We start from the raw sequence: 21,838 nt of genomic DNA, 5'->3' as shown, positions 1-21,838 counted from the left end.
GAAATTCGATGCACAAACCGACCAATGGCTTTGCCACCCGTGCCATCCACCATGCCTATGACCCGCTGGAAAATGGCGGAGCGCTGACCCCGCCCCTGCATTTGACCTCCACCTTTGCCTTTGAGACTGCCGAGGCTGGTGGCGAGATGTTTGCAGGTCTTCGCGAGGGACACATCTACAGCCGCATTTCCAACCCGACCTGCGACCTGCTGGAGCAGCGGATTGCTGTTCTGGAAGGTGCGGAAGCCGGTCTTGCCCTGTCCTCGGGCATGGGGGCGATCACGTCCGTTCTCTGGACGGTGCTATCACCCGGCGACGAACTGATCGTCGACAAGACGCTCTACGGCTGCACCTTTGCCTTCATGCAGCATGGTCTTGCCAAATGGGGTGTAACGATCACCCATGTCGACATGTCGGACCCGGCGAATGTCGAAGCTGCCATTTCAGCCAAAACTCGCGTGGTCTATTTCGAAACTCCGGCCAATCCGAATATGCGGCTGGTGAACATTGAGACCGTCAACGCAATTGCCCACAAAGCCGGCGCGATGGTGGTTGTCGATAACACCTATGCCACGCCCTACCTCACCCGCCCAATCGAGTTGGGTGCCGATATCGTCGTGCATTCCGCCACCAAGTATCTTGGCGGCCATGGCGATGTGATTGCCGGCCTTGTGGTTGGAAAGAAGGAACAGATCGCCGAAATCCGCCTCGTCGGCATGAAGGACATGACCGGCGCGGTGATGTCACCATTCAATGCAATGCTGGTGCTGCGCGGCCTCAAGACGCTCGCCCTTCGCATGGAGCGCCATTGCCAGACAGCCGCCACGGTTGCCAGCTGGCTGGACACGCACCCTGCCGTCGGACCTGTCTACTATCCGGGCCTGAAATCCTTCCCCCAGCATGATCTGGCTTCACGGCAGATGGAAAAGCCCGGTGCGATGATCGCGTTTGAGCTCAATGGTGGTCTGGAGGCAGGCATTGCCCTCATGAACCGGCTGCAGATGATCCAGCGCGCGGTTTCTCTTGGCGATGCAGAAAGCCTGATCCAGCATCCGGCATCCATGACTCACTCAACTTATTCGCCTGAAGAGCGCGCCGAACACGGAATCAGCGACGGCCTGATCCGCCTGTCCGTCGGGCTGGAAGATATCGACGACATTCTGGCCGATCTTGAGCAGGCACTTCCTACAGCACGACTGGAAGCGGCTGAATAAGCGACGTAAGAAAACAGAAAGGGCCCGCTCAATTGGCAGGCCTTTTTTGCATCAGCGCTCCGTCATGATCAGGCGCATGGCAAGACCTGCGAAGATGACCCCGGCAACCTTGTTCATCAACCCTTGCGCCCAAGGGGTCCGCTGCAAGATGCCGCCAAGCGTTCCTGCGCCGATGGCAACTGCTCCGAAGACCAGCAGTGTCGTGCAAATGAAGACAAGACCCAGCTGCACAATCTGCAGGGCAACCGGGCCACGAGCCGGATCTGCGAACTGCGGCAGGAAAGCCAGAAAGAAGATCGCGACCTTCGGATTGGTGACATTCATGATGATGCCACGGCGATAGAGAGCCCAATGCGACAGTTTTGGCGTTTTGCCTGCATCAAGGTCCGATGTCCCGGCGCGCCAGGCCTTGATGGCCAGATAGAACAAGTACCCGGCGCCGGCGAATTTTAACGCGGTGAAAGCGACTGCCGACGTCTGGAAGATGGCCGCAACGCCCAGCGCAACCGCGGCCGTATGGACGAATATCCCGGTGCACAGACCCAGCGTCACCACAATGCCCGAAACCCTGCCGTAAAGAGCAGACTGGGTCAGGACGAAGATGTTGTCCGGACCGGGGGTTGCGCCAAGAGCCAGCGAGGCAAGAAAGAAAAGCGACGAAACATCAATGGGAATCATGAGTGTGATCTTCAGTTTTTGGAGACCCTGAATGCCTGCCACATCGCGTCCTGCGCTGCAAGCCACCCAATTTTGGCCGAGCGGATCAGATGAATGCCAGCTGAACGACGCTTTCAGCCTGCGGCCACATTCAAAATGCAATATGCTGGTCAGGTTTCACAGTGAGGTCGATAAACCCATGAGATTTTTGTCCCTGGCTGCACTTGCGCTTTTCTTGTCCGCCCCGGCCCATGCTGAGGGCCTGCATGTCAAATACCACGTCAATTTTCTCGGCGTGAAGGTTGGCGAAGGAAAGCTCAACGTCAATTTCAACAACAATGGCTACTCCATCGGCGGTGATGGTGCGATGGCAGCCTTTGGCAAACTGGTATCGGATGCCAAGGCCGATGTCTCTGCCGGCGGTGTGATCGATGGCGATACAGTCAAACCGGCCTCGTTCAACATGAAGGCCGTTGATGACGGAAAACCGAACACGGTCGCGCTAGCCATGAACAAGGGCAATGTGGCCTCCCAGTCGGTATTTCCGGCTCAGGACAAGATGGATCAACGCATCAAGGTTGAAGACGCCCATCGCCGCGGGATCGTCGACCCCTTGAGTGCGATGGTGTTCCCTGCTGCCAAGGGCATTCATCCTGACAGCTGCAATCGCACGGTAAAGATCTATGATGGCCGCGAGCGCTATGATGTCGTGCTGAGCTACAAGTCGAAGTATCAGCAACGCGGTAGTTCGAAGAATTATTCCGGACCGGTTCTGGTCTGTTCTGCCCGCTACAAGCCAATTGCCGGTCATCGCCCCAATCGCAAGACCATCAAGCAGCTGGAAGCCAACAAGTCCATGGAAGTGGAACTGGCACAGGTTCCCGGCACCTCCTACCTGATCCTCTACAAGGCGAGCCTCAACACCCCCGCAGGCCCTGTTTCCGTGAACTCGGTGAAGATGAAATTCTTCAACTGATTTTCAAGCGTCAGGTCCAATTCCTTTTTCACTCCATTCGTCATGGTCGGGCTTGTCCCGACCATCTGCCATTTGGCGACTTGGGCAGATCCTCGGCACAGGGCCGAGGATGACGGTTTGGGGCAATCTCGGTTTGATTTCCAATAACCGTATGTGCCTCGATTGCGACGCTCAGATGTCCTTCACGAAGCGCAGCGCGTCATAAATGGCCGCGTGGGTGTTGCGGGCCGAGACCGCATCACCGATCCGGAACAACTGGAACCGACCTTGCGGGTTTCGCACGAGCGTCTGCGGCTGTCCGTCGATCAGTGCGTCATAGTCGACCGCGCCCAGATTGGAAGAGAACGGCTTCAGCTCGAAATAGAGATCAGCGTTCGGCATCGTGCCGTAATTCACGACCACATGGTCGTAAATCGCTTCTTCTCGAAGGTCGCTGTAATCCGTGCCGATGACAGCCTTCAGCCGGTTTCCATCTCTGGTGACGCCCATCAGCCGCCGTGTCACGGTGAAGGTTGCATCCCGTCCCTGAAGCGAGCGCATATAGGGTACGAGGTTCATACCCATGATTTCAGGCGCAAAGGTGCGGTCCGGGGTCATGATCTCGACCCTTGCTCCGGCATCAAGCGCAATCTCGGCCGCCATCAGGGCCGGATGATCGCCGCTCTCGTCATAGATGAGAACGCTGCCAGAGAGTTTTACATCTCCTGCAATCACGTCCCACGCTGTCACCACATGCTCTGCGTCAACGCCGGTCTCGAACAACTCGATATTCGGCAGGCCGCCGGTTGCGATGATGACCGCATCCGGGTTGAGTGCCGTGACATCGTCGGCTTCCGCCCATGTGTTGAACCGAAACTCGACACCCCTCGCCTCGCATTGCGCCATGCGCCAGTCGATGATCGAGATCATCTCGCGGCGACGGGTTGCCTGCGCTGTCAATCGTACCTGACCGCCGGGATCAGGCTGGGCCTCGAAGACGGTGACCTGATGTCCGCGTTCCGCCGCCACGCGGGCGGCCTCCAGTCCTCCCGGGCCGGCTCCGACCACGACGATCCTTTTGTGTGCCTCTGCCGGGCTCGCCACATGCGGCATGGTCAGCTCACGGCCCGTGGCCGCATTGTGCATGCAGAGCGCTTCACCGCCCTGATAGATGCGATCTAGACAGTAAGTCGCCCCGACACAGGGACGAATGTCATCCTCCCGTCCCTCGATGATCTTCTTCACGATATGCGGGTCGGCCATATGGGCGCGCGTCATGCCGACCATATCGAGAAGCCCGGCGGAGATGGCGTGACGGGCGGTTGCCACATCAGGGATCTTCGCCGCGTGGAAGGTCGGAAGACCGGTTGCCTTGCGCACCTCCCCGGCAAAGTCGAGATGAGGCGCGTTGCGCATGCCCTGCACCGGGATCACATCGGTCAGCGACGGATCGGTGTGAATGCGCCCGCGGATCACATTGGCGAAATCAATGTGGCCACTCTCTGCGAGCTGTTTTGCAAAGGCAATACCCTCGGAAGAGGTGATGCCGCCGGGCGCGACCTCGTCGGCGACAAAGCGCATGCCAACGATAAAATCGCTGCCGACCCTGTCGCGCACAGCCTTGACCACCTCCATCGGCAATCTGGCTCTGGTTTCAAAGCTCTCCTTGCCGTAGGGGCCGTCCAGATCATTCGTCAGCGGCGACCAGAACTGGTCGAGAAGATGGCCGTAAATTTCAACCTCAACGCCGTCCATGCCGCCTTCCTTCATGCGCTCGGCAGCATTGGCGAAATCGGAGATCACCCGCTCGATGTCCCAGTCCTCGGCGAGTTTCGGAAAGGCGCGATGCGCCGGTTCGCGATGTTTTGTGGAAGACAGAGAGGGCAACCAGTGGCCCTTGTTCCACCCTGTTCGCCGTCCCAGATGGGTCAGCTGGATCATCACCGCTGCCCCCTCTTCGTGGCAGGCGTCGGTCAGCTCCCTGATCCACGGCACCACCTCGTCCTTGTAGGCGAGGATGTTGTTGAAGGATGGCGGGCTGTCTTTCGAAACGGCTGCCGATCCGGCAGTCATGGTCAGCGCCACACCCGCCCTTGCCCGCTCGGCATGATAGGCACGGTATCGGGCCTTGGGCATGCCGTCTTCCGGATAGGCAGGTTCGTGCGCGGTGATCATGATCCGGTTGCGAAGGGTCAGATGCCGGATCTTGAGCGGCTGGAGAAGCGGGTCATTGGACATGGCTTGATCCTCAGTACCAGGCATCTTCCATGGACGCCTTCTTGCGATCCATGAAATCCCTCAGGGCTTCATCTGTTGCCTCGTCAATCGGCGGGGCCTCATAATCCTGCAAGATCTGCTTCCAGCGCTGATTGGCCCGCTGCGCAGCATCCACCCGCCCGGTCTCGTCCCATGTCTCGAAGGTACGATCGTCGTTGAAACCGCTGTCCCAATAGGCGGTTTCATAGTGGCGGAGCGTGTGCTGGCTGCCGAACATGTGCTCACCGGGCCCGAACTCGGCCAGCGCCTCAAAGCCCAGCGTGTCCTCGTTCACCTCAAAGCCGCGCAGATAGGAATGCAGGGCTCCGGCCATGTCGCAGTCCATGATGAACTTTTCGTAGGACATGGACAAAAGCCCGTCCAAAAAACCTGCGGTGTGCAGGATGTAGTTTCCGCCAGCCTGAATGGCGGACATCATCGACATCATGGCCTGCTGCATGGCCTGCCCGTCCGGCATCTTGGAGGTCGAGAAATTGCCGGCAACGCGAAGCGGCAGTTTTGCGCGGCGGGCCAGCTGGCCAAGAACCAGCGAACCCAGCGCCGGTTCCGGCGTGCCAAAGGTCGGCGAGCCGGACCGCAACGACATGGACGACAGGAAGCCCGCCATGAGAACTGGCGCACCCGGACGCACCAACTGGGCAAGAGCTGCAGAAGACAGGGATTCCGCGAGGCACTGGGCGATGGAACCGGGCATGGTCAGCGGCGACACGGCACCACCCAGCAGGAACGGCAGATGGATCGACCCCTGCCCCGCCGCGGCATAGGTGCGGATGCCTGCCGCCGTCACACCGTCCAGAACCAGTGGCGAGGTCGTGTTGAAGTTGCCCATGATCACGCAGTTCTGGTCGACAAAGTCCGCGCCAAAGAGAATGCGGCACATGTCGATACTGTCTGCCGCCCGTTCCGGCGCGGTGATCGATCCGAGGAAGGCCCGGTCGGAATAGCGCATGTGCGCATAGACCATGTCGAGATGGCGCTTGTTCACCGGCACATCTGTCGGCTCGCAGATTGTTCCGCCGGAATGATGCAGCCAGGGAGACGACTGACCGAGCTTCACCAGATTGCGAAAATCCTCGATCGTGCCGTAGCGCCGCCCGTTGTCGAGATCCATGACAAAAGGCGAGCCATAGGCCGGAGCAAACACCATGGCATCGCCGCCAATCTCGACGGACCGAGCCGGATTGCGCGCGTGCTGGGTAAAGCGTTCGGGAGCGGTCTTGAGGATGTCCCGCACCATGCCCGGCTCGAATTTCACATTCCAGACGTTTTCGCGCATATCCGAGACACTGGCCCCGGCTTCACGAAAGAGGCGCACGGCTTCTGCATCTTCACGCACTTCAATGCCGAGTTCGGCGAGTATGCGATCAGCCGTCACCTCGATCCGGACAAGCGCTTCCTCGTCCAGCAGGTCGTAGGTGGGAATGCGGCGCGTGATGTAGGGCACCTCCAGCGTCGGGTTCTGCCCCGGCTCGCCGGATCGCTTTGCCTTGCTCCTCCCCCGTCTGGAACGCCCTTCCCGAACCTCTGCTGCCACTGCCATGATGCCCTCCCACACCAAACTCCTGACATTAGCGATCATTGAATCGACACCTGTGTCAAGTCACTTGTTCACCTGTGTCGAAATTGCTACTGAGACGTATGGACAAGGGTATGGAACAGACAAACTCGCAACGCGGCTCGGAGGCTCTCTGGCTGGAGGCTGCCTATGAGCTCTTGACCGAGAGCGGTGTGGAAGCGGTGAAGGTGATGCCGCTGGCCAAACGACTTGGCCTGTCGCGAACCAGTTTCTATTGGCATTTCAAGGACCGGGACGCGCTTCTTGAAGCGATGATTCAAAAATGGGAAGAGAAGAACACCGGCAATCTGATCGCCCGTGTCGAGGCCTATGCCGACAGCATTGTGGAAGCGATCCTCAATCTCTTTGATTGCTGGCTGGACAACAGCCTGTTTGATTCAGACCTTGATCTGGCGATCCGCAACTGGGCGCGAAACGATCCCGCCTTGCAAAAGCGCCTTGATCTTGCCGACAAGCGCCGTCAGGACGCCCTGACCGCCATGTTCGAGCGCTTCGGCTTCGATCCCTCACAAGCCCGCGTTCGCGCGCTCACCGTCATGTATACCCAGATCGGCTATATCTCGATGAAGATCCGCGAGGATCAGGCCACCCGCATCGCCAACATCCCGGACTATGTCCAGGTTTTCACCGACCAGCGCCCGACAGCTGCGGATATCGAACGGTTCGAGAGCAGGCACAAGAGATCCGGTTGATCAACCCCGCCGGTGCCCCCTTGGGGCAACGCCAAATTCCTGCCTGTAGGCGCGGGTCATGGCGCTGGCGTTTTGATAGCCGCAGCGGGTGGCGATTTCGGTGACGCTCATGGGCGTGAGCTCCACGAGGCGGCGGGCTTCGCGCAGGCGAATGGCCTTGTAGACCCTTGCCGGAGAAAGGTTCATTTTCTCGCGAAAACGCTCTTCCAGCACGCGTTGGTCAACGCTCAAGGCAGTTGCGAGAGCAGGAATGGACAGTGGCTCTTCCATGTTCTGGCGCATTACCGTGGTGGCGCGGCGGACCAGCCCGTCGGCGGAAGTTGCCCAGCGCATGTCCCCCGGCTGCGGCTTGTCGCCATGCATGAAGTTGGCCGCAACTTCCAGCGCCAGCATGGGGCTGTGATCGCGGCGGATCAGGTCCAGCACCAGTTCAAAGGCCGTTGACGCACCGCCACAGGTCGCAACAGGGCCGTCCAGCACGAACCGGTCCGGCACCACATCGACAGCCGGAAAGGTCTCTGAAAGCCTTGAATATTCGTCCCAGTGAATGGTTGCCTTACGGCTGTCCAGCAGTCCCGCCACCGCGAGCAGCCAGGCCCCCGTATCCAGACCAACAATCATGGCGAACCGTCGCGAGGCCGCCCGCAAGATTTCGCTCATGCGCGGTGTGGCATAGCCCAGAAACCCGTAGCTCGGCATGACACAGAGAATGTCCCCGGCTCCGGCGTGCTCGCCCCACGAAGCCGTTTGCACCGGCAGCCCGCTGGACGAGACAATTGTGCCACCTTCAAGGCTCAGATACCGCCAGCGATACAGCGTCTTTTGCGCAATCGTGTTCGCTGCCCGAAACGGCTCGATGGTGTTCGCAAGGCAGTGATTGGAAAACTCATCGAACAAGAGAACGGAAATCTCCTGTCCATCCTGCGGAATTTTCCTTTTCTGCATGCTTTATACCCAAACCTGCATGATAGATGTCTTTGAGTTGTCTCACTCTTGTCAAGGTTACGCAAGAGGAGCGCGGCATGCAGTTCGGTCTCAGCGAAGAGCAGGAGATGATCGTTTCGACGGTCCGATCCTTTGTCGAAACCGAGATTTACCCGCATGAGGAGATGGTCGAACGCATCGGTCAGGTGCCGCACGAGCTTGGGCTGGAGCTCAAGCAGAAATGCATCGACCTTGGCTTTTACGCCTGCAACTTCCCCGAAGAGGTGGGCGGCGGCGGCCTCAGCCATATGGATTTCACCCTTGTGGAGCGGGAGTTGGGCCGTGGCTCCATGGCCCTCACCCACTTCTTTGGCCGCCCGCAAAACATCCTGATGGCCTGCAAGGGCGAGCAGCGGGAACGCTATCTCTTTCCAGCCGTACGCGGCGAAAAAATGGATGCGCTGGCGATCACAGAGCCGGATGCCGGGTCGGATGTGCGCGGCATGAAATGTCAGGCCGTGCGCGATGGTGGCGACTGGGTGATCTCCGGCTCCAAGCACTTCATTTCCGGCGCCGAACATGCGGACTTTTTCATCGTATTCGTGGCGACCGGGGTCGATGACACCCCGCGCGGTCCCAAAAAGCGCATCACCTGCTTTCTGGTCGACCGGGACACACCGGGCTTTGAAGTGCGGGACGGCTACACCTCTGTCAGCCACCGGGGCTACAAGAACTACATTCTCTATTTCGACAAGTGCCGCCTGCCCGACACACAGGTTCTGGGCGAGGTCGATGGCGGGTTTCAAGTGATGAACGAATGGCTCTACGCCACACGCCTGACTGTTGCCGCCATGAGTGTTGGCCGTGCGCGCCGCTGCTTCGACTATGCGGTGAATTATGCAGCAGAGCGCAAGCAGTTCGGCGAGGCGATTGCCCGTTTTCAGGGCGTCAGTTTCCAGATTGCCGACATGATCACCGAGATCGACGCTGCCGACTGGCTAACCCTTGCCGGAGCCTGGCGGCTGGATCAAGGGCTTCCGGCCAACCGCGAGATCGCCAGCGCCAAACTCTATGCCACCGAAATGCTGGCCAAGGTCACGGACACCACGCTGCAGATCTTCGGCGGAATGGGCTTGATGAGTGATTTTCCGATCGAGCGCTTCTGGCGCGATGCGCGGGTGGAACGGATCTGGGACGGCACCAGCGAAATCCAGCGCCACATCATCAGCCGGGACATCTTCCGGCCCTTGGGTGTCTGACGAAAATGCGCCAACAGAACAGCCCGCTGGACCGCCTATTGCGCCCCAAGTCCATCGCCGTGATTGGCGGCGGGGTCTGGTGCGAGCAAGTGATCGAGCAGAACCGCAAATTCGGGTTTTCAGGGGAGATTTGGGCGGTGCATCCCACCCGCTCCGAGATTGCAGGCATTCCCGCCTTTTCTTCCTTGGCTGATCTTCCGCACGCGCCAGATGCCGCCTTTGTTGGCATCAATCGTCAGGCCACCATCGAGATCGTTCGGGATCTGGCAGCCAAAGGCGCCGGTGGCGCGATCTGCTTTGCTTCCGGGTTTCGGGAAGCCTCGGCAGAACTGGCAGATGGCGGCGACCTTCAGTCGGCACTGGTTGAGGCTGCCGGGTCCATGGCGATCCTCGGCCCCAACTGCTACGGCCTGTTGAATGCCACCGCCAATGTCGCGCTTTGGCCGGATCAGCATGGCCTAGTTCCTGTCAAACGCGGCGTCGCCATCGTCTCGCAATCCTCCAACATCGCGATCAACCTGACCATGCAGGCGCGAGGGCTTCCAATTGCAGCCGTCGTCACCGTCGGCAATCAGGCCCAGACCGGACTTTCAAGGATCGGCGCTGCTCTTGTCGAGGACGAGGCGGTCACGGCCATCGGCTTCTATATCGAAGGGCTGGATGACCTGCAGGCTTTTGAAGTCTTTGCCGCAAAGGCGAAGGCGGCAGGCAAACCGGTCGTCGCCCTCAAGATCGGGCGCTCGGCACAGGCGCAAGCTGCCACCATCTCGCACACCGCCTCCCTTGCCGGAAACAGCGCTGGCGCGTCCGCGCTTTTCTCCCGTCTTGGCATTGCGGAAGTTCGCAGCTTGCCGGTTCTTCTGGAAGCGTTGAAGATCGCTCATGTCGTCGGCAAGCTGCCGAACACAAATATCGCCTCCCTCTCCTGCTCCGGCGGAGAAGCAAACCTGATGGCCGACACAGCGATCGGCCACAGCGTCAGTTTTCCGGCGTTGAGCGAGCCCCAGAAAGCCGGTCTGCGCTCCGTTCTTGGACCCAAGGTCGCCCTCGCCAATCCGCTCGACTATCACACCTATATCTGGGGGAATGTGGATGCGATGGCCGAGACCTTTGCGCATTTGGCGAGTGGAGACGCCTCGCTTGCGCTCGTCATTCTGGATTTTCCGCGATCCGACCGATGCAACAGTTCCGAATGGGCCAAGGTGATTGCGGCGGTCGAGGCCGCCAAGAACAAGGCCGGGAAACCCTTTGGCATCCTCAGCTCCCTGCCCGAAACCATGCCGGAAACCATCGCGCAAGACCTGATGGCGCGGGGCATTGTCCCCCTGACCTGCCTTGATGATGCCTTGGCTGCAATCGAGACGCTTGGCGCGCCGCCCGGCGAACACAGCGCCCCGCTTCACATTGCGCCAAGTCCCGAAAATCTCCGGACCTTGAACGAAGCGGAAGCAAAAGCCCTTCTCAAAACCTTTGGCGTTCGCATTCCTCAAAGTCGCGCGGTGCCGTCTGCGAGCGAGGCGGCACGGGCGGCGTCTGACATCGGGTTCCCAGTCGTTCTGAAGGGCACAGGCATCGCCCACAAGACCGAGGCTGGAGCTGTTGCCTTGAACCTGCCGGACCCTGTCAGCGTCGAGAAGGCAGCACTGACCATGCCTCCAGCCGGTATTCTGGTGGAGGAAATGATCACGGGCACCATAGCCGAGCTGCTGGTCGGTGTGGTGCGCGATCCCGCCCATGGCTTTGTGCTGACCCTTGCTGCAGGCGGCGTGCTGACAGAGCTGCTGCAGGACAGTGTATCCCTGCTGGTGCCGAGCTCCCGCGATACAGTCCACGCGGCCCTGCTCTCGCTGAAACTCTCGAAGCTCTTGACCGGTTATCGCGGGCAACCTGCCTGTGATCTGGAGGCCATTCTCGACACGATTGAAGCCGTGCAGGCCTGCGTGATGGAACGCCCCATAGAAGAACTCGAAATCAACCCGCTTTTGTGCGGAGCCGACTTTGCGATTGCAGCTGACGCGCTGATCCGATGTGGAGGACAAGATGACGGATAATCCGATCAGGACAAAACGGGATGGCCATATTCTCGAAGTCACTCTGGATCGCCCCAAGGCCAATGCCATTGATCTCGCCACAAGCCGCATCATGGGCGATGTGTTCACTGACTTTCGGGACGATCCGGATCTGAGGGTCGCGATCATCACCGGTGCGGGCGAAAAGTTCTTTTGCCCCGGCTGGGACCTGAAGGCGGCAGCCGACGGCGATGCGGTTGACGGAGACTATGGCGTTGGCGGCTTTGGTGGACTGCAGGAGTTGCGCGGTCTCAACAAACCGGTGATCGCTGCGGTCAACGGCATCTGCTGCGGCGGCGGGCTGGAACTGGCGCTGTCCGCAGACATCATTCTGGCGGCAGAGCACGCGAGTTTTGCCCTCCCGGAAATCCGTTCCGGCACGGTCGCAGATGCCGCTAGCATCAAGCTACCAAAGCGTATTCCCTATCACATTGCCATGGAAATGCTGTTCACCGGCCGCTGGCTGGAGGCGGAGGAAGCCTCCCGCTGGGGTCTGATCAACCACATCTACCCGGCTGCCGATCTCATGGCAGAGGCCCGCAAGATGGCGGCGCTTCTGGCCTCTGGTCCTCCCCTTGTTTATGCGGCGATCAAGGAAATCGTGCGCGAGGCGGAAGACATGAAGTTCCAGGACGCCATGAACCGCATCACAAAGAGCCAGTTTGAAACCGTTGAGCGCCTTTACCGCTCGCAAGACCAGAAGGAAGGCGCCCGCGCCTTCGCGGAAAAACGCGACCCGGTCTGGACAGGAAAATAGGGAGATCACCATGCCGCTGGAAATGAACCGGGATGTTTTCATCACCTGTGCCGTCACCGGATCGGGCGGGACGCAGGACAAGTCCCCGCATGTGCCGCGCAGCCCGAAGCAGATTGCCGACAGCGCCATTGATGCGGCCAAGGCAGGCGCTGCCATCGTCCACTGCCATGTGCGCGACCCGGAAACCGGCGCACCATCCCGGCGGCTGGATCTTTACCGGGAAGTGACCGACCTCATCCGCGCAGCAGATGTGGATGTTGTGCTGAACCTCACGGCGGGCATGGGCGGCGACATCGTGTTCGGCTCCACCGAGGCCCCCTTCCCGGTGAAGGAAGGCGCGACCGACATGGTGGGGGCAATGGAACGGATGGCGCATGTCGCCGAGTGCCTGCCGGAAATCTGCACGCTGGACTGCGGCACGATGAATTTTGCGGAAGCCGACTATGTGATGACCAACACGCCCGGCATGCTGCGGGCCATGGGCGCGATGATGACAGAGCTCGGCGTCAAACCCGAAATCGAGGCCTTTGATACCGGGCACCTCTGGTTTGCCAAGCAACTGGTGAAGGAGGGAACGCTTGCCTCACCTGCGCTTGTTCAGCTCTGCATGGGTGTTCCGTGGGGCGCACCGAACGACCTCCATACGTTCATGGCAATGGTCAACGCCATCCCGGATGACTGGCATTGGTCAGCCTTCAGCCTTGGCCGGGATCAGATGCCCTTTGCAGCGGCGGCGGTGCTGGCTGGCGGCAATGTACGGGTCGGACTGGAAGACAATCTCTTTCTGGAAAAGGGCGTTCTCGCCACCAATGCGCAGCTCGTCGAAAAGGCTGTTGGCGTCATCGAAGGCATGGGCGCCCGGATCATCGGCCCGGAAGATGTTCGCAAGCGACTGGGTCTCACCAAGAGGGCTCCGAAATGAAGGCGGCAATTGTTGGTGGCGGTGTCATCGGCGGCGGTTGGGCCGCAAGGTTCTTGCTCAATGGCTGGGATGTTGCCGTTTTTGACCCTGATCCGGAAGCGGAACGCAAGATCGGTGAGGTTCTTGCCAATGCGCGGCGCAGCCTGCCCGCGCTCTATGACCGGGCCTTGCCCGCAGAAGGTCGTCTCTCCTTCCATACCGATCTGACCGAAGCAGTTTCCAACGCTGACTGGGTGCAGGAAAGCGTGCCGGAGCGGCTGGACCTCAAGCACAAGATACTCGGACAGCTCTGCGACCTTTCCCCCGCATCGGCGGTGATCGGTTCGTCGACGTCCGGCTTCAAACCATCCGAGCTGAATGAAAATGGCGCGTGCGCCATTGTCGCCCACCCGTTCAATCCGGTGTATCTGCTGCCACTTGTGGAGCTAGTCGGCCCATCGGAAACGACCGTCAAGGCGGCTGATATCCTTACATCCATAGGCATGTATCCACTGGTCGTGCGCAAGGAAATCGACGCCCACATCGCCGACCGTCTCCTTGAAGCCGTCTGGCGGGAAAGCCTTTGGCTGGTCAAGGACGGTGTTGCGACAACGGCTGAGATCGACGATGCCATCCGCATGGCTTTCGGCATTCGCTGGGCGCAGATGGGGCTTTTCGAGACCTACCGGATCGCTGGCGGCGAAGCGGGCATGAAACACTTCATGGAACAGTTCGGGCCAGCATTGGAATGGCCCTGGACGAAGCTGATGGATGTGCCGGAGTTCACTCCGGAACTAGTGGACCTGATTGCGGGCCAATCGGATGCCCAGTCCGGCCACATGTCCATTCGCGAACTGGAACGCCTGCGCGATGACAATCTGGTTGGCATGATGCGGTCCTTGAAGAAAACCGGCACGGGCGCTGGCGGGGTTCTGATCCGGCATGAAGCCGCCCTTCCCCAGCCGGTTTCCGATGATCTGCCGATTACCGCCAGCCGCCAGATCCCGCAAAGCTGGACCGACTATAACGGCCACATGAACGAGGCGCATTATCTGGAAGCGGGCGCGGCTGCGACCGACCGTTTCATGGAGATGATCGGAGCGGACGCCGACTATATCTCAACCGGCAAGAGCTACTTCACCGTCGAAAACCACATCCGCTATCTGGAAGAACTCCATGCAGGAGAGCATCTGACCATCCGAACACAGGTTTTGAAGGGAGAAGGCAAAAAGCTCCACCTCTTCCACTTCCTCCACGGTTCCCGCGACCAGCTGGCTGCGACCATGGAGACCCTGCTCCTGCACGTGGACCTCAACACCCGTTCAAGCTCTGAACCGGATGCAGCGGTTCAGGAGAAACTCACCACCTTCACAAAGGCCCACGCGGCACGTCCAATGCCGGACGGCGCGGGCCGGTTTGTTGGTGAACGGCGGTGACAGGATGCGACCACCGCTCAGGTGGTCGCCTCGACTTCCTGCAAATCAACCTTGAAGCCCCAAAGCCTCTCGATATGGGCGAGCGTTGCATCGCGGCTGGCCACATCGAGTGCAATTCCGTCACAGCGAACGGCTTTCAGATGCAGGCAGCGGTCGCCCAGAAGATCGGCATCAACCACCTGAATGTCAGGCTCCAGCGTTGAATAGTCGTGATTGCGGGCGAGCACATCGCGCACATGGCGATATCCATGGGTGTCGTGAATACCCGTCACCGTGCAGAACCGCTCCTTCACCTCGTCTGACAGGGCGAACATGTGGAAGCGCCGCATGACCTTTGGCGACAGATACTGCTGGATGAAACTTTCATCGCGATAGTTTGCCCAGGCATCCTTCAAAACGCCGCGCCAGTCCTTGTTCCCGGCGATATAGGGGAACCATTCCTTGTCCTCTTCATCTGGCTCAAGACAGATCCGCTTGATGTCCTGCATCATGGCAAAGCCCAGCGCATAGGGGTTGATGCCCGAATAGCGTGGATCATCAAAGTCCGGCTGGGTCACCACATTCGTGTGGCTGTGCAGGATCTCCAGCATGGCTCCGTCGGTCATGCGACCGTCTTCATAGAGCTTGTTGATGATGTGGTAATGCACGAAACAGGCGCAGCCTTCGTTCATCACCTTCGTCTGTTTCTGCGGATAGAAATATTGCGCAATCGTCCGCACGATCTGGATGACCTCCCGCTGCCACGGCTGCAGGATCGGGCTGTATTTTTCCAGAAAGAACAGGAGATTTTCTTCCGGCAGTTGCATGTCTTCCCTGCGCTGCGCCAGAGCACTGTCATCAATGACCGGGTTTGCATGTCCGGGCATCGTATTGGACAGGTGATAGAAGCTCTGCTCCAGCGCCTCCAGACGCAACCTGCGCTGTTCGGCTTCCTCGCGGCTGGAGAGCTGGCGCGGGCGGCGATGGCGGAAGACGCCGTAGTTCATCAAGGCATGGGCTGCATCGAGCAGTTTCTCGACCTCGCTCACCCCATGGCGTTCCTCGCAGCGGGCAATGAACTTTCTGGAATAGTCCAGATACTCAAGGATCCCGTCCGCATCCGTCCACTGGCGGAACAGGTGGTTGTTCTTGAAAAAATGGTTATGCCCGAAGGCGGCGTGCGCCATCACAAGCGCCTGCAAGGCCATGGTGTTTTCTTCCAGGCAGTAGCTGATGCAGGGATTTGAGTTGATGACGATCTCGTAGGCCAGACCGCGCGCGCCCTTGCGATAGAGATGCTCGTGGCCGAGGAAGTGCTTGCCGAAGGACCAGTGATGGTACATCAGCGGCATTCCAATGGAAGAATAGGCATCCAGCATCTGCTCGGAGGAGATGATCTCGATCTGGTTGGGATAATAATCCAGCTCCAGATCATCGCGTGCGACATCCTCGATTGCGTCAAACGTTCGCTGAAGCGTCTCGAAGTCCCAGTCAACCGCTTCGAATACCGGTTGTTTTCTGGTTGCTTTGGTCCTGCTAGCCATGGCGTTTTCCAACCTTGTCACGCGCAAACAATTCTCTAAAGACCGGATAGATATCCGTTGCCCGGCTCACCCGTTTTTGGGCAAAATTCGGCCAGTGCGCGGCAACGCCGCGATACGCCTCCCAAAGTTCCATGCCGCTGGCCTCGCTGCTCATCAGCATGGCTTCCTCCTCGCCGAGGATCTCGACATAGGCGAAATACTGACACAGCTTCATGAGGTCGTCGGAGAGAAGCGACGCACATTTCTTGGAGTCGCCGCTGAAATTCTCACCGTCCGACGCCTGTGCCGCATAGATGTTCCATTCCAGAGGCGAATATCGCTCTGCGATCACTTCCTTCATTTTCACCAGAGCGGTGCTGACGACCGTGCCGCCGGTCTGCCGCGAATAGAAGAAGGTTTCCTCATCCACCTCGCTGGCATCATGGGTATGGCGGATGAAAACGATATCCGTGCGGTCGTATCTGCGTTTCAGGAATAGGTGCAGCAGCATGAAGAACCGCTTGGCAAGGTCCTTCTCCCGTTCCCCCATGGAAGCAGAGACATCCATGAGGCAGAACATGACAGCATTGGCATTGGGTTGCGGTTGCTGGACGAAGTTGTTGTAGCGAACGTCCATCGGGTCGATATAGGCAATGGCCCGCCGCCGCCGCAACAGCCTCTCATGCTCCTCGCGAAGAGCTTCCAGACGCTGGATCTCAGTTTTACTGGGAGTGACAACCGCTTCCAGGTCTGCGATCTCGGCTTCAACCTGCAACAGATCTGAAGCCTTGGGCCGTTTCAGGCCGATCCGCCGCCCGTAGGCATTGCGCATGGTGCGGCTGATGCTGATATTGGCCGGCGCGCCGACGACCGAGTATCCGGCGCGCGCGGGTTTGGTCTTGGAAATCTCGGCAAGGCTCTCCTTGACGAGATCGGGCAATTCGAGGTCCTCGAAGAAGTAGTCCAGGAATTCCTCGCGGGACAGGGCGAAGAAGAAGTCATCCTCCCCGTCTCCGTCCTCCGATCCTTCCTTTCCACCGCCTCCAGCGCCGCCGCTCGGCGGCTTGGAGATCCGGTCTCCGGTCTGGAAGGACTTGTTGCCGGTAAAGACACGTTCGTGCCGTCCAGTTTCCCTTCCATTCCTGAAGCTTGGTTCGGCGACGCCTTCTGTCGGCACCGAAACCTTCTTGCCGCGATCGACATCCGCGATACCGCGTTCGCGCACCGCTTCTTCCACCGCATGCTTGATCTGAGACCGGACCCTTTTGAGAAACCTGCGCCTGTTGCTTAGGCTCTTGTCCTTGGGGTTCAGCCGACGATCCACAAAGTAGGTCATGTTTCACCCGGCCTCCCCTGTCCTATCCGGCTTTGTTGACGCGCATGTACCAGTCGACCAGCCGCCGAACCTGTCGGGTCGTGTAGCCGTGGCTGTTCATGCGTTCGACAAACTCGTGATGCTTGGCATCGGTCTTCTTGTCCCGCTTCGCACCGAAGCTGATGACAGGAAGCAACTCTTCCACCTTGCCGAACATCCGCTTCTCGATGACGGTGCGCAGTTTCTCGTAGCGCCGCCAGTCGGGGTTCTGCCCGTGGTTCTCCGCCCGTGCGCGCAGCACGAACTTGACCACCTCGTTGCGGAAGTCCTTCGGATTGGACACCCCGGCAGGACGTTCGATCTTCTCCAGTTCCTTGTCCAGAACACCGCGGTCGAAGATCTGGCCCGTGTCAGGATCCTTGTAGTCCTGCTCCTCGATCCACGCATCGGCATAGGCGATGTAGCGGTCGAAGAGGTTCTGGCCATAGTCGGTGTAGGACTCCAGATACGCCTTCTGGATCTCGTTGCCGATGAACTCCGCATAGTGCGAGGCCAGCTCGGACTTCAGGAAATCCAGATACTTGGTTTCCGTGTCCTCATCGAACTGCTCGCGGCGAATGGCCTGTTCCAGAACATGCATGAGGTGAACCGGATCAGCCGAGACTTCTTCGGTATCATAGTTGAAGGTCTCGGACAGAACCTTGAAGGCAAACCGGGTCGAGATGCCATTCATGCCCTCGTCCACGCCCGCGGCATCGCGATACTCCTGCATCGACTTCGCCTTGGGATCGGTGTCTTTCAGCATTTCGCCGTCATAGACCCGCATCTTGGAATAGAGCGTCGAGTTCTCATGTTCCGTCAGCCGCGTCAGCACGCTGAACCGCGCCAGAAGCGGCAGGGTTTCAGGCGCACATGGCGCATCGGCCAGGGCACTTTCATGCAGAAGCTTGTTGTAGATCCGCGCTTCTTCCGAGGCCCGCAGGCAATAAGGCACCTTCACGACGCTGACGCGATCGAGGAACGCCTCATTGTTCTTGTTGTTCTTGAACTGCTGCCACTCGCTTTCGTTGGAGTGAGCCAGGATCAGCCCCTGGAAGGGCATGGCGCCGATATTCTCGGTGCCCACATAGGACCCTTCCTGGGTGGCCGTCAGCAGAGGATGGAGCACCTTGATCGGCGCCTTGAACATCTCGACGAATTCCATCATGCCCTGCGTTGTCCGGTTCAACGCACCGGAATAGCAATAGGCGTCAGGATCGTTCTGGCTGAACTCTTCCAGCTTGCGAATGTCCAGTTTGCCAACAAGGGCAGATACATCCTGATTGTTCTCGTCACCCGGCTCGGTCTTGGTCACACCGATCTGGTGCAGCCGCGAGGGATAAAGCTTCACGATCGAGAATTTCGAGATGTCGCCCTCAAATTCCTGCAGGCGTTTTGCAGCCCAGGGCGAGATCAGGCCCTTCAGCAGGCGTTTGGGGACATTGTACTTGTCCTCAAGCATGTCTCCCATGCGGTCGGGATCAAACAGACCAAGGGGAGATTCATAGAGCGGGCTGATCTGGTCCCCCGCCTTGAGCACGTAGATCGGCTCCTGCTCCATGAGCTTCTTGAGAATTTCGGCCATGCTGGACTTGCCGCCGCCGACAGGCCCGAGCAGGTAAAGCACCTGCTTTCGCTCTTCCAGTCCCTGACTGGCATGACGGAAGAAGCCGACGATCCGCTCGATCGTGGATTCCATTCCGTAGAGATTTTTAAAGGGTTTGTACCGCTTGATCGTCCTGTTCATGAAGATCCGGCCAAGGGTCTGGTCCTGGCTGGTATCGACGATCTCCGGCTCTCCAATTGCAGCCATCATTCGCTCGGCTGCAGTTGCGCGCATCATCGGGTTGTCCCTGCATCCCAGCAGGTAGTCCTGGATCGAAATCTCCTCCAGGTGCTTGCTCTTATAGTCCTCGGCGAACCGTGTATAAATCTCCATCTGTCTACATCCACTCTCAGGCGACCACGCAGCGTCTGCCCTGTCGTTTCCGACAGAACGGCTATTCCCTAAGGCAATGATTTTGCTTGCACTTCAAGCCCTTCCCCTTTGTCTTTGGCGCTTGTTCATCACCACCGGGCAGCAGTCAAAACTGCTACTTTAAGTATACGCCCGGTTGTTCACCACCATCGCAACCAAGGACCACATATCCACAATCACAGGTGTTGATTATGCAATTATAACGCTTGGTGAGGCCTTTTCGCGCAACTTTCTGAAACGAGGATTAAGTGTTCATGACCCTCGGCAGCTAATAACCATGTGAAAAATATCAATGATTTGCCCAAGCACTCAATCGCCGGAGAGCCAGACGGGATTCGAACACTAGACGCGAGTCTTCCGGCCAGCGGAGAGGGTCTCGCCGTCCAGCGTCATGTCCGCTCTCTGGGAAAGGCTGAGATCGAGCGCTGCCAGTGCCGCTGTGCCGGTGTTGTAGCGGTCGATGGTGTTCAGCTGGCTGGATGCGCTGATCAGGCCGAAGAGGAAGCTGCGAGACTTCTTGACCTCTTCCTGGAAGATGTCCGTGTAAGTACCGGATTCTCACGTTCCTATGTCTGAAGAGGAAGAAATAGAGTAAAAACTTACAGTAGGCCCATAGTCTTCGTCAGTATTCGATACAATTACACGAAACTGTCGATTTGGGTAGCAAACCCTGAGAGCTATATTGATTGTCTCAGCCATAAGGTTGGCAATTCCTTGGTAGGAGTCATCGGAAATATCGTCCGTTACGGCGAACAAATCATACACATGTTGATGATTAAGCATATTTTCGACTTCGCTCAGCTCAGCCAAACGAGTTGTCCATTCCAAATAACGTTCAACCGTAAAATTGTGCTCTAAAAACACCCCACCTTCGTATTCGACGAATTTAGGCAACAATAGGCGAGCAGCAGCTACAACCGCGTCAGGATGCACGAAGTAATTAAGATGGGATAACCAAGCCTTTTCAATCGGCGGCAAACACTCGCCACCCCATTTGTTTATCGCATAAGGCACCGACCATTTTGGTAAAGGGTCACGTTCTATCATGGAAATTCACCCGGTGTGGCCAGTGAGTTAGAGCTGATAAACGTCGCAAACGCGTCGGAGCTGTGATCATTGATTAAATATGCTTACTCTTTTCATAGCATTCAGCTGGACCGTTAAACCCGTTCCAAAAAAACCAAAGCCGCCCGCAATTATCGCATTCTAGGAAATGTGTGAACTTCTCGTAGAGAGCTTCGGCGTCAACTTGTTCCGAGTAACCATCATAATCAACATCGGATATAGCAAGCCACTCATTTGGGTTAGGTATCGTACCAATATCCAAACGTTTACCACACTTGCATTTAATTGAAGGCATCAGATCAGTCCCCAATAATCACGATGTCAGTAATGTTTGTTGCTCCCGCACCGTTCACACGTCCAAGCACGTTGCCCAATTGCTCTGCCGTCACAGGTGAATTTGAAAGATCAACGACGATACCTGTCGCTTGATCATTTTTCTTCGCAATCGCAGAAATGATCCGATTTGGATTAGCAGATGTTGGCGTGTAAACATCATATGGAACTCCGTCGACAAGTAGATCTGATGTTCCGCCACCTGCCCTTGTCCCGACTGGATCGCGTAACTCCACATTTCGACCCAAGCCCGTCATGTGTTCAGCGGCAGCGCGTTCACTTGCTGATGGATTTGCAGCTGTAACGTTTAGTGTTCCCCTATTTGGTGCAAACCGCCCTGCATCGTCAAGATAACCATAAGCACCATCAGTCGCCTGTAAGAGAATACGACCGGCATCATCAGGTGTTTGGGAAACAGGCTGCAAAACCCGCCCAAGATCATCGACAACACCGACAATTTCATCGCCATGCTGCATGACAAGGCGTCCGCCGAGCGCGGTTCCAGCACCTGCTACGGTAAAGAATGTTTGACCTGCCGTGGCACCGGATGCACCAAGTGTTAGTTCACCGGCAAGTACTGGCAAATCCGCAAGACAAGCAACATTACGGGCGCATTGTGCTAGTGCCGAAATCGCTGATGGAGCAACACTCAACGCCGCTCCGCCAAGCGCCAATCCGAACATCAGTTTGGCACTCTCTCCAGTTTTGTACTGGTGCGCCAAACCATGCAACCCGTGGACTTCGTAAGTTTGAAAGTTTGCCATACATTGGTCGGCAGAAAGTGACGCGCAATTTTGACCTGACCATTCGGGATACAGGCTATAGGCGTAAAACTGATCAGCCCCACCTAAGCGGTCCAGTTTGAATGTTAGTGCATGATTAGCCTGGG

Annotated in this window: 18 protein-coding genes; 9 read left to right on the top strand and 9 right to left on the bottom strand. The window is 58.1% G+C overall.

Annotated elements, in window-relative coordinates:
- Positions 1–8: 8 nt before the first annotated feature.
- On the top strand, positions 9–1,214 hold the full coding sequence (locus F0155_RS05025; protein ID WP_150523398.1) for a methionine gamma-lyase: 1,206 nt from the start codon (positions 9–11) through the stop codon (positions 1,212–1,214).
- Between the two features lie 51 nt (positions 1,215–1,265).
- Here the strand turns inward: F0155_RS05025 and F0155_RS05020 are convergent, their stop codons facing one another.
- Positions 1,266–1,892, bottom strand: coding sequence for a LysE family translocator (locus tag F0155_RS05020; RefSeq protein ID WP_150523397.1), 627 nt, complete (start codon positions 1,890–1,892; stop codon positions 1,266–1,268).
- A gap of 178 nt (positions 1,893–2,070) precedes the next feature.
- Between F0155_RS05020 and F0155_RS05015 the strand changes: the two genes are divergently transcribed.
- Positions 2,071–2,847, top strand: coding sequence for a DUF3108 domain-containing protein (locus tag F0155_RS05015; RefSeq protein ID WP_150523396.1), 777 nt, complete (start codon positions 2,071–2,073; stop codon positions 2,845–2,847).
- 171 nt (positions 2,848–3,018) lie between these two features.
- Here the strand turns inward: F0155_RS05015 and F0155_RS05010 are convergent, their stop codons facing one another.
- Both F0155_RS05010 and F0155_RS05005 read right to left on the bottom strand, forming a co-directional pair.
- Complete coding sequence (locus tag F0155_RS05010) at positions 3,019–5,064, bottom strand: NADH:flavin oxidoreductase (protein WP_150523395.1); 2,046 nt, start codon at positions 5,062–5,064, stop codon at positions 3,019–3,021.
- A gap of 10 nt (positions 5,065–5,074) precedes the next feature.
- Positions 5,075–6,643, bottom strand: a complete 1,569-nt coding sequence (locus F0155_RS05005) for a trimethylamine methyltransferase family protein (protein ID WP_150523394.1) — start codon at positions 6,641–6,643, stop codon at positions 5,075–5,077.
- A 110-nt stretch (positions 6,644–6,753) separates the two neighbouring features.
- Here F0155_RS05005 and F0155_RS05000 point away from each other — a divergent pair, with 110 nt between their 5' ends.
- Positions 6,754–7,371 (top strand): TetR/AcrR family transcriptional regulator, encoded by a 618-nt coding sequence (locus F0155_RS05000; RefSeq protein WP_150523393.1) that lies wholly within the window; start codon positions 6,754–6,756, stop codon positions 7,369–7,371.
- On the opposite strand, the gene F0155_RS04995 is transcribed toward F0155_RS05000, so the two are convergent.
- Entirely contained in the window at positions 7,372–8,316 is a 945-nt protein-coding gene (locus F0155_RS04995) for a GlxA family transcriptional regulator (protein WP_150523392.1), read from the bottom strand.
- Between the two features lie 77 nt (positions 8,317–8,393).
- Between F0155_RS04995 and F0155_RS04990 the strand changes: the two genes are divergently transcribed.
- The 5 genes from F0155_RS04990 to F0155_RS04970 are packed head-to-tail and all read left to right on the top strand — an operon-like array spanning position 8,394 to position 14,717.
- Entirely contained in the window at positions 8,394–9,554 is a 1,161-nt protein-coding gene (locus F0155_RS04990; RefSeq protein WP_150523391.1) for an acyl-CoA dehydrogenase family protein, read from the top strand.
- A gap of 5 nt (positions 9,555–9,559) precedes the next feature.
- Positions 9,560–11,605: an acetate--CoA ligase family protein gene (locus F0155_RS04985; RefSeq protein WP_150523390.1), complete on the top strand. Its 2,046-nt coding sequence runs from the start codon at positions 9,560–9,562 to the stop codon at positions 11,603–11,605.
- On the top strand, positions 11,595–12,380 hold the full coding sequence (locus F0155_RS04980; RefSeq protein ID WP_150523389.1) for a carnitinyl-CoA dehydratase: 786 nt from the start codon (positions 11,595–11,597) through the stop codon (positions 12,378–12,380). The genes F0155_RS04985 and F0155_RS04980 overlap by 11 nt, the downstream gene beginning before the upstream one ends.
- Before the next feature lie 10 nt (positions 12,381–12,390).
- The gene (gene bcoG, locus F0155_RS04975; protein ID WP_150523388.1) at positions 12,391–13,302 is read left to right on the top strand and encodes a 3-dehydrocarnitine:acetyl-CoA trimethylamine transferase BcoG; all 912 of its coding nucleotides are present in this window, start codon (positions 12,391–12,393) and stop codon (positions 13,300–13,302) included.
- A complete protein-coding gene (locus tag F0155_RS04970; protein WP_150523387.1) occupies positions 13,299–14,717 on the top strand; it encodes a carnitine 3-dehydrogenase in 1,419 nt (472 codons plus the stop codon). Before bcoG ends, F0155_RS04970 begins: the two co-directional genes overlap by 4 nt.
- A 17-nt stretch (positions 14,718–14,734) precedes the next feature.
- Here F0155_RS04970 and F0155_RS04965 read toward each other — a convergent pair whose 3' ends face one another.
- The 3 genes from F0155_RS04965 to F0155_RS04955 are packed head-to-tail and all read right to left on the bottom strand — an operon-like array spanning position 14,735 to position 19,512.
- Positions 14,735–16,240 carry a SpoVR family protein gene (locus F0155_RS04965; protein WP_150523386.1) on the bottom strand — a complete coding sequence of 502 codons (1,506 nt, stop codon included), beginning with the start codon at positions 16,238–16,240 and terminating at the stop codon, positions 14,735–14,737.
- Positions 16,233–17,555 carry a YeaH/YhbH family protein gene (locus tag F0155_RS04960; protein WP_150523385.1) on the bottom strand — a complete coding sequence of 441 codons (1,323 nt, stop codon included), beginning with the start codon at positions 17,553–17,555 and terminating at the stop codon, positions 16,233–16,235. Before F0155_RS04960 ends, F0155_RS04965 begins: the two co-directional genes overlap by 8 nt.
- A 22-nt stretch (positions 17,556–17,577) precedes the next feature.
- Complete coding sequence (locus tag F0155_RS04955) at positions 17,578–19,512, bottom strand: PrkA family serine protein kinase (protein ID WP_150523384.1); 1,935 nt, start codon at positions 19,510–19,512, stop codon at positions 17,578–17,580.
- A 318-nt stretch (positions 19,513–19,830) separates the two neighbouring features.
- Between F0155_RS04955 and F0155_RS04950 the strand changes: the two genes are divergently transcribed.
- A complete protein-coding gene (locus F0155_RS04950; protein ID WP_150523383.1) occupies positions 19,831–20,127 on the top strand; it encodes a hypothetical protein in 297 nt (98 codons plus the stop codon).
- On the opposite strand, the gene F0155_RS04945 is transcribed toward F0155_RS04950, so the two are convergent.
- Together F0155_RS04945 and F0155_RS23365 are read right to left on the bottom strand one after the other, a co-directional pair.
- Positions 20,110–20,598, bottom strand: coding sequence for a hypothetical protein (locus F0155_RS04945; protein WP_150523382.1), 489 nt, complete (start codon positions 20,596–20,598; stop codon positions 20,110–20,112). The genes F0155_RS04950 and F0155_RS04945 overlap by 18 nt on opposite strands.
- A 317-nt stretch (positions 20,599–20,915) precedes the next feature.
- Positions 20,916–21,838, bottom strand: a 923-nt coding sequence (locus tag F0155_RS23365) for a CdiA C-terminal domain-containing protein (protein ID WP_161599755.1), incomplete at its 5' end; no start/stop codon positions are given.

This window comes from Roseibium sediminis (genome assembly GCF_008711325.1).
Taxonomy (GTDB): domain Bacteria; phylum Pseudomonadota; class Alphaproteobacteria; order Rhizobiales; family Stappiaceae; genus Roseibium; species Roseibium sediminis.
The sequence above is the reverse complement of the archived record's forward strand: the minus strand, read 5'-3'. Positions and strand labels throughout refer to the sequence as shown.

Excerpts from the sequence above, each read along its gene's own strand:
- F0155_RS05020 (WP_150523397.1), bottom strand. The coding sequence starts at position 1,892 with ATGATTCCCATTGATGTTTCGTCGCTTTTCTTTCTTGCCTCGCTGGCT.
- F0155_RS04965 (WP_150523386.1), bottom strand. The coding sequence starts at position 16,240 with ATGGCTAGCAGGACCAAAGCAACCAGAAAACAACCGGTATTCGAAGCG.
- F0155_RS04960 (WP_150523385.1), bottom strand. The coding sequence starts at position 17,555 with ATGACCTACTTTGTGGATCGTCGGCTGAACCCCAAGGACAAGAGCCTA.
- F0155_RS04980 (WP_150523389.1), top strand. The coding sequence starts at position 11,595 with ATGACGGATAATCCGATCAGGACAAAACGGGATGGCCATATTCTCGAA.
- F0155_RS05010 (WP_150523395.1), bottom strand. The coding sequence starts at position 5,064 with ATGTCCAATGACCCGCTTCTCCAGCCGCTCAAGATCCGGCATCTGACC.
- F0155_RS04970 (WP_150523387.1), top strand. The coding sequence starts at position 13,299 with ATGAAGGCGGCAATTGTTGGTGGCGGTGTCATCGGCGGCGGTTGGGCC.
- F0155_RS05005 (WP_150523394.1), bottom strand. The coding sequence starts at position 6,643 with ATGGCAGTGGCAGCAGAGGTTCGGGAAGGGCGTTCCAGACGGGGGAGG.
- F0155_RS04990 (WP_150523391.1), top strand. The coding sequence starts at position 8,394 with ATGCAGTTCGGTCTCAGCGAAGAGCAGGAGATGATCGTTTCGACGGTC.
- F0155_RS04945 (WP_150523382.1), bottom strand. The coding sequence starts at position 20,598 with ATGATAGAACGTGACCCTTTACCAAAATGGTCGGTGCCTTATGCGATA.
- F0155_RS05015 (WP_150523396.1), top strand. The coding sequence starts at position 2,071 with ATGAGATTTTTGTCCCTGGCTGCACTTGCGCTTTTCTTGTCCGCCCCG.
- bcoG (WP_150523388.1), top strand. The coding sequence starts at position 12,391 with ATGCCGCTGGAAATGAACCGGGATGTTTTCATCACCTGTGCCGTCACC.
- F0155_RS04985 (WP_150523390.1), top strand. The coding sequence starts at position 9,560 with ATGCGCCAACAGAACAGCCCGCTGGACCGCCTATTGCGCCCCAAGTCC.
- F0155_RS05000 (WP_150523393.1), top strand. The coding sequence starts at position 6,754 with ATGGAACAGACAAACTCGCAACGCGGCTCGGAGGCTCTCTGGCTGGAG.
- F0155_RS05025 (WP_150523398.1), top strand. The coding sequence starts at position 9 with ATGCACAAACCGACCAATGGCTTTGCCACCCGTGCCATCCACCATGCC.
- F0155_RS04995 (WP_150523392.1), bottom strand. The coding sequence starts at position 8,316 with ATGCAGAAAAGGAAAATTCCGCAGGATGGACAGGAGATTTCCGTTCTC.
- F0155_RS04955 (WP_150523384.1), bottom strand. The coding sequence starts at position 19,512 with ATGGAGATTTATACACGGTTCGCCGAGGACTATAAGAGCAAGCACCTG.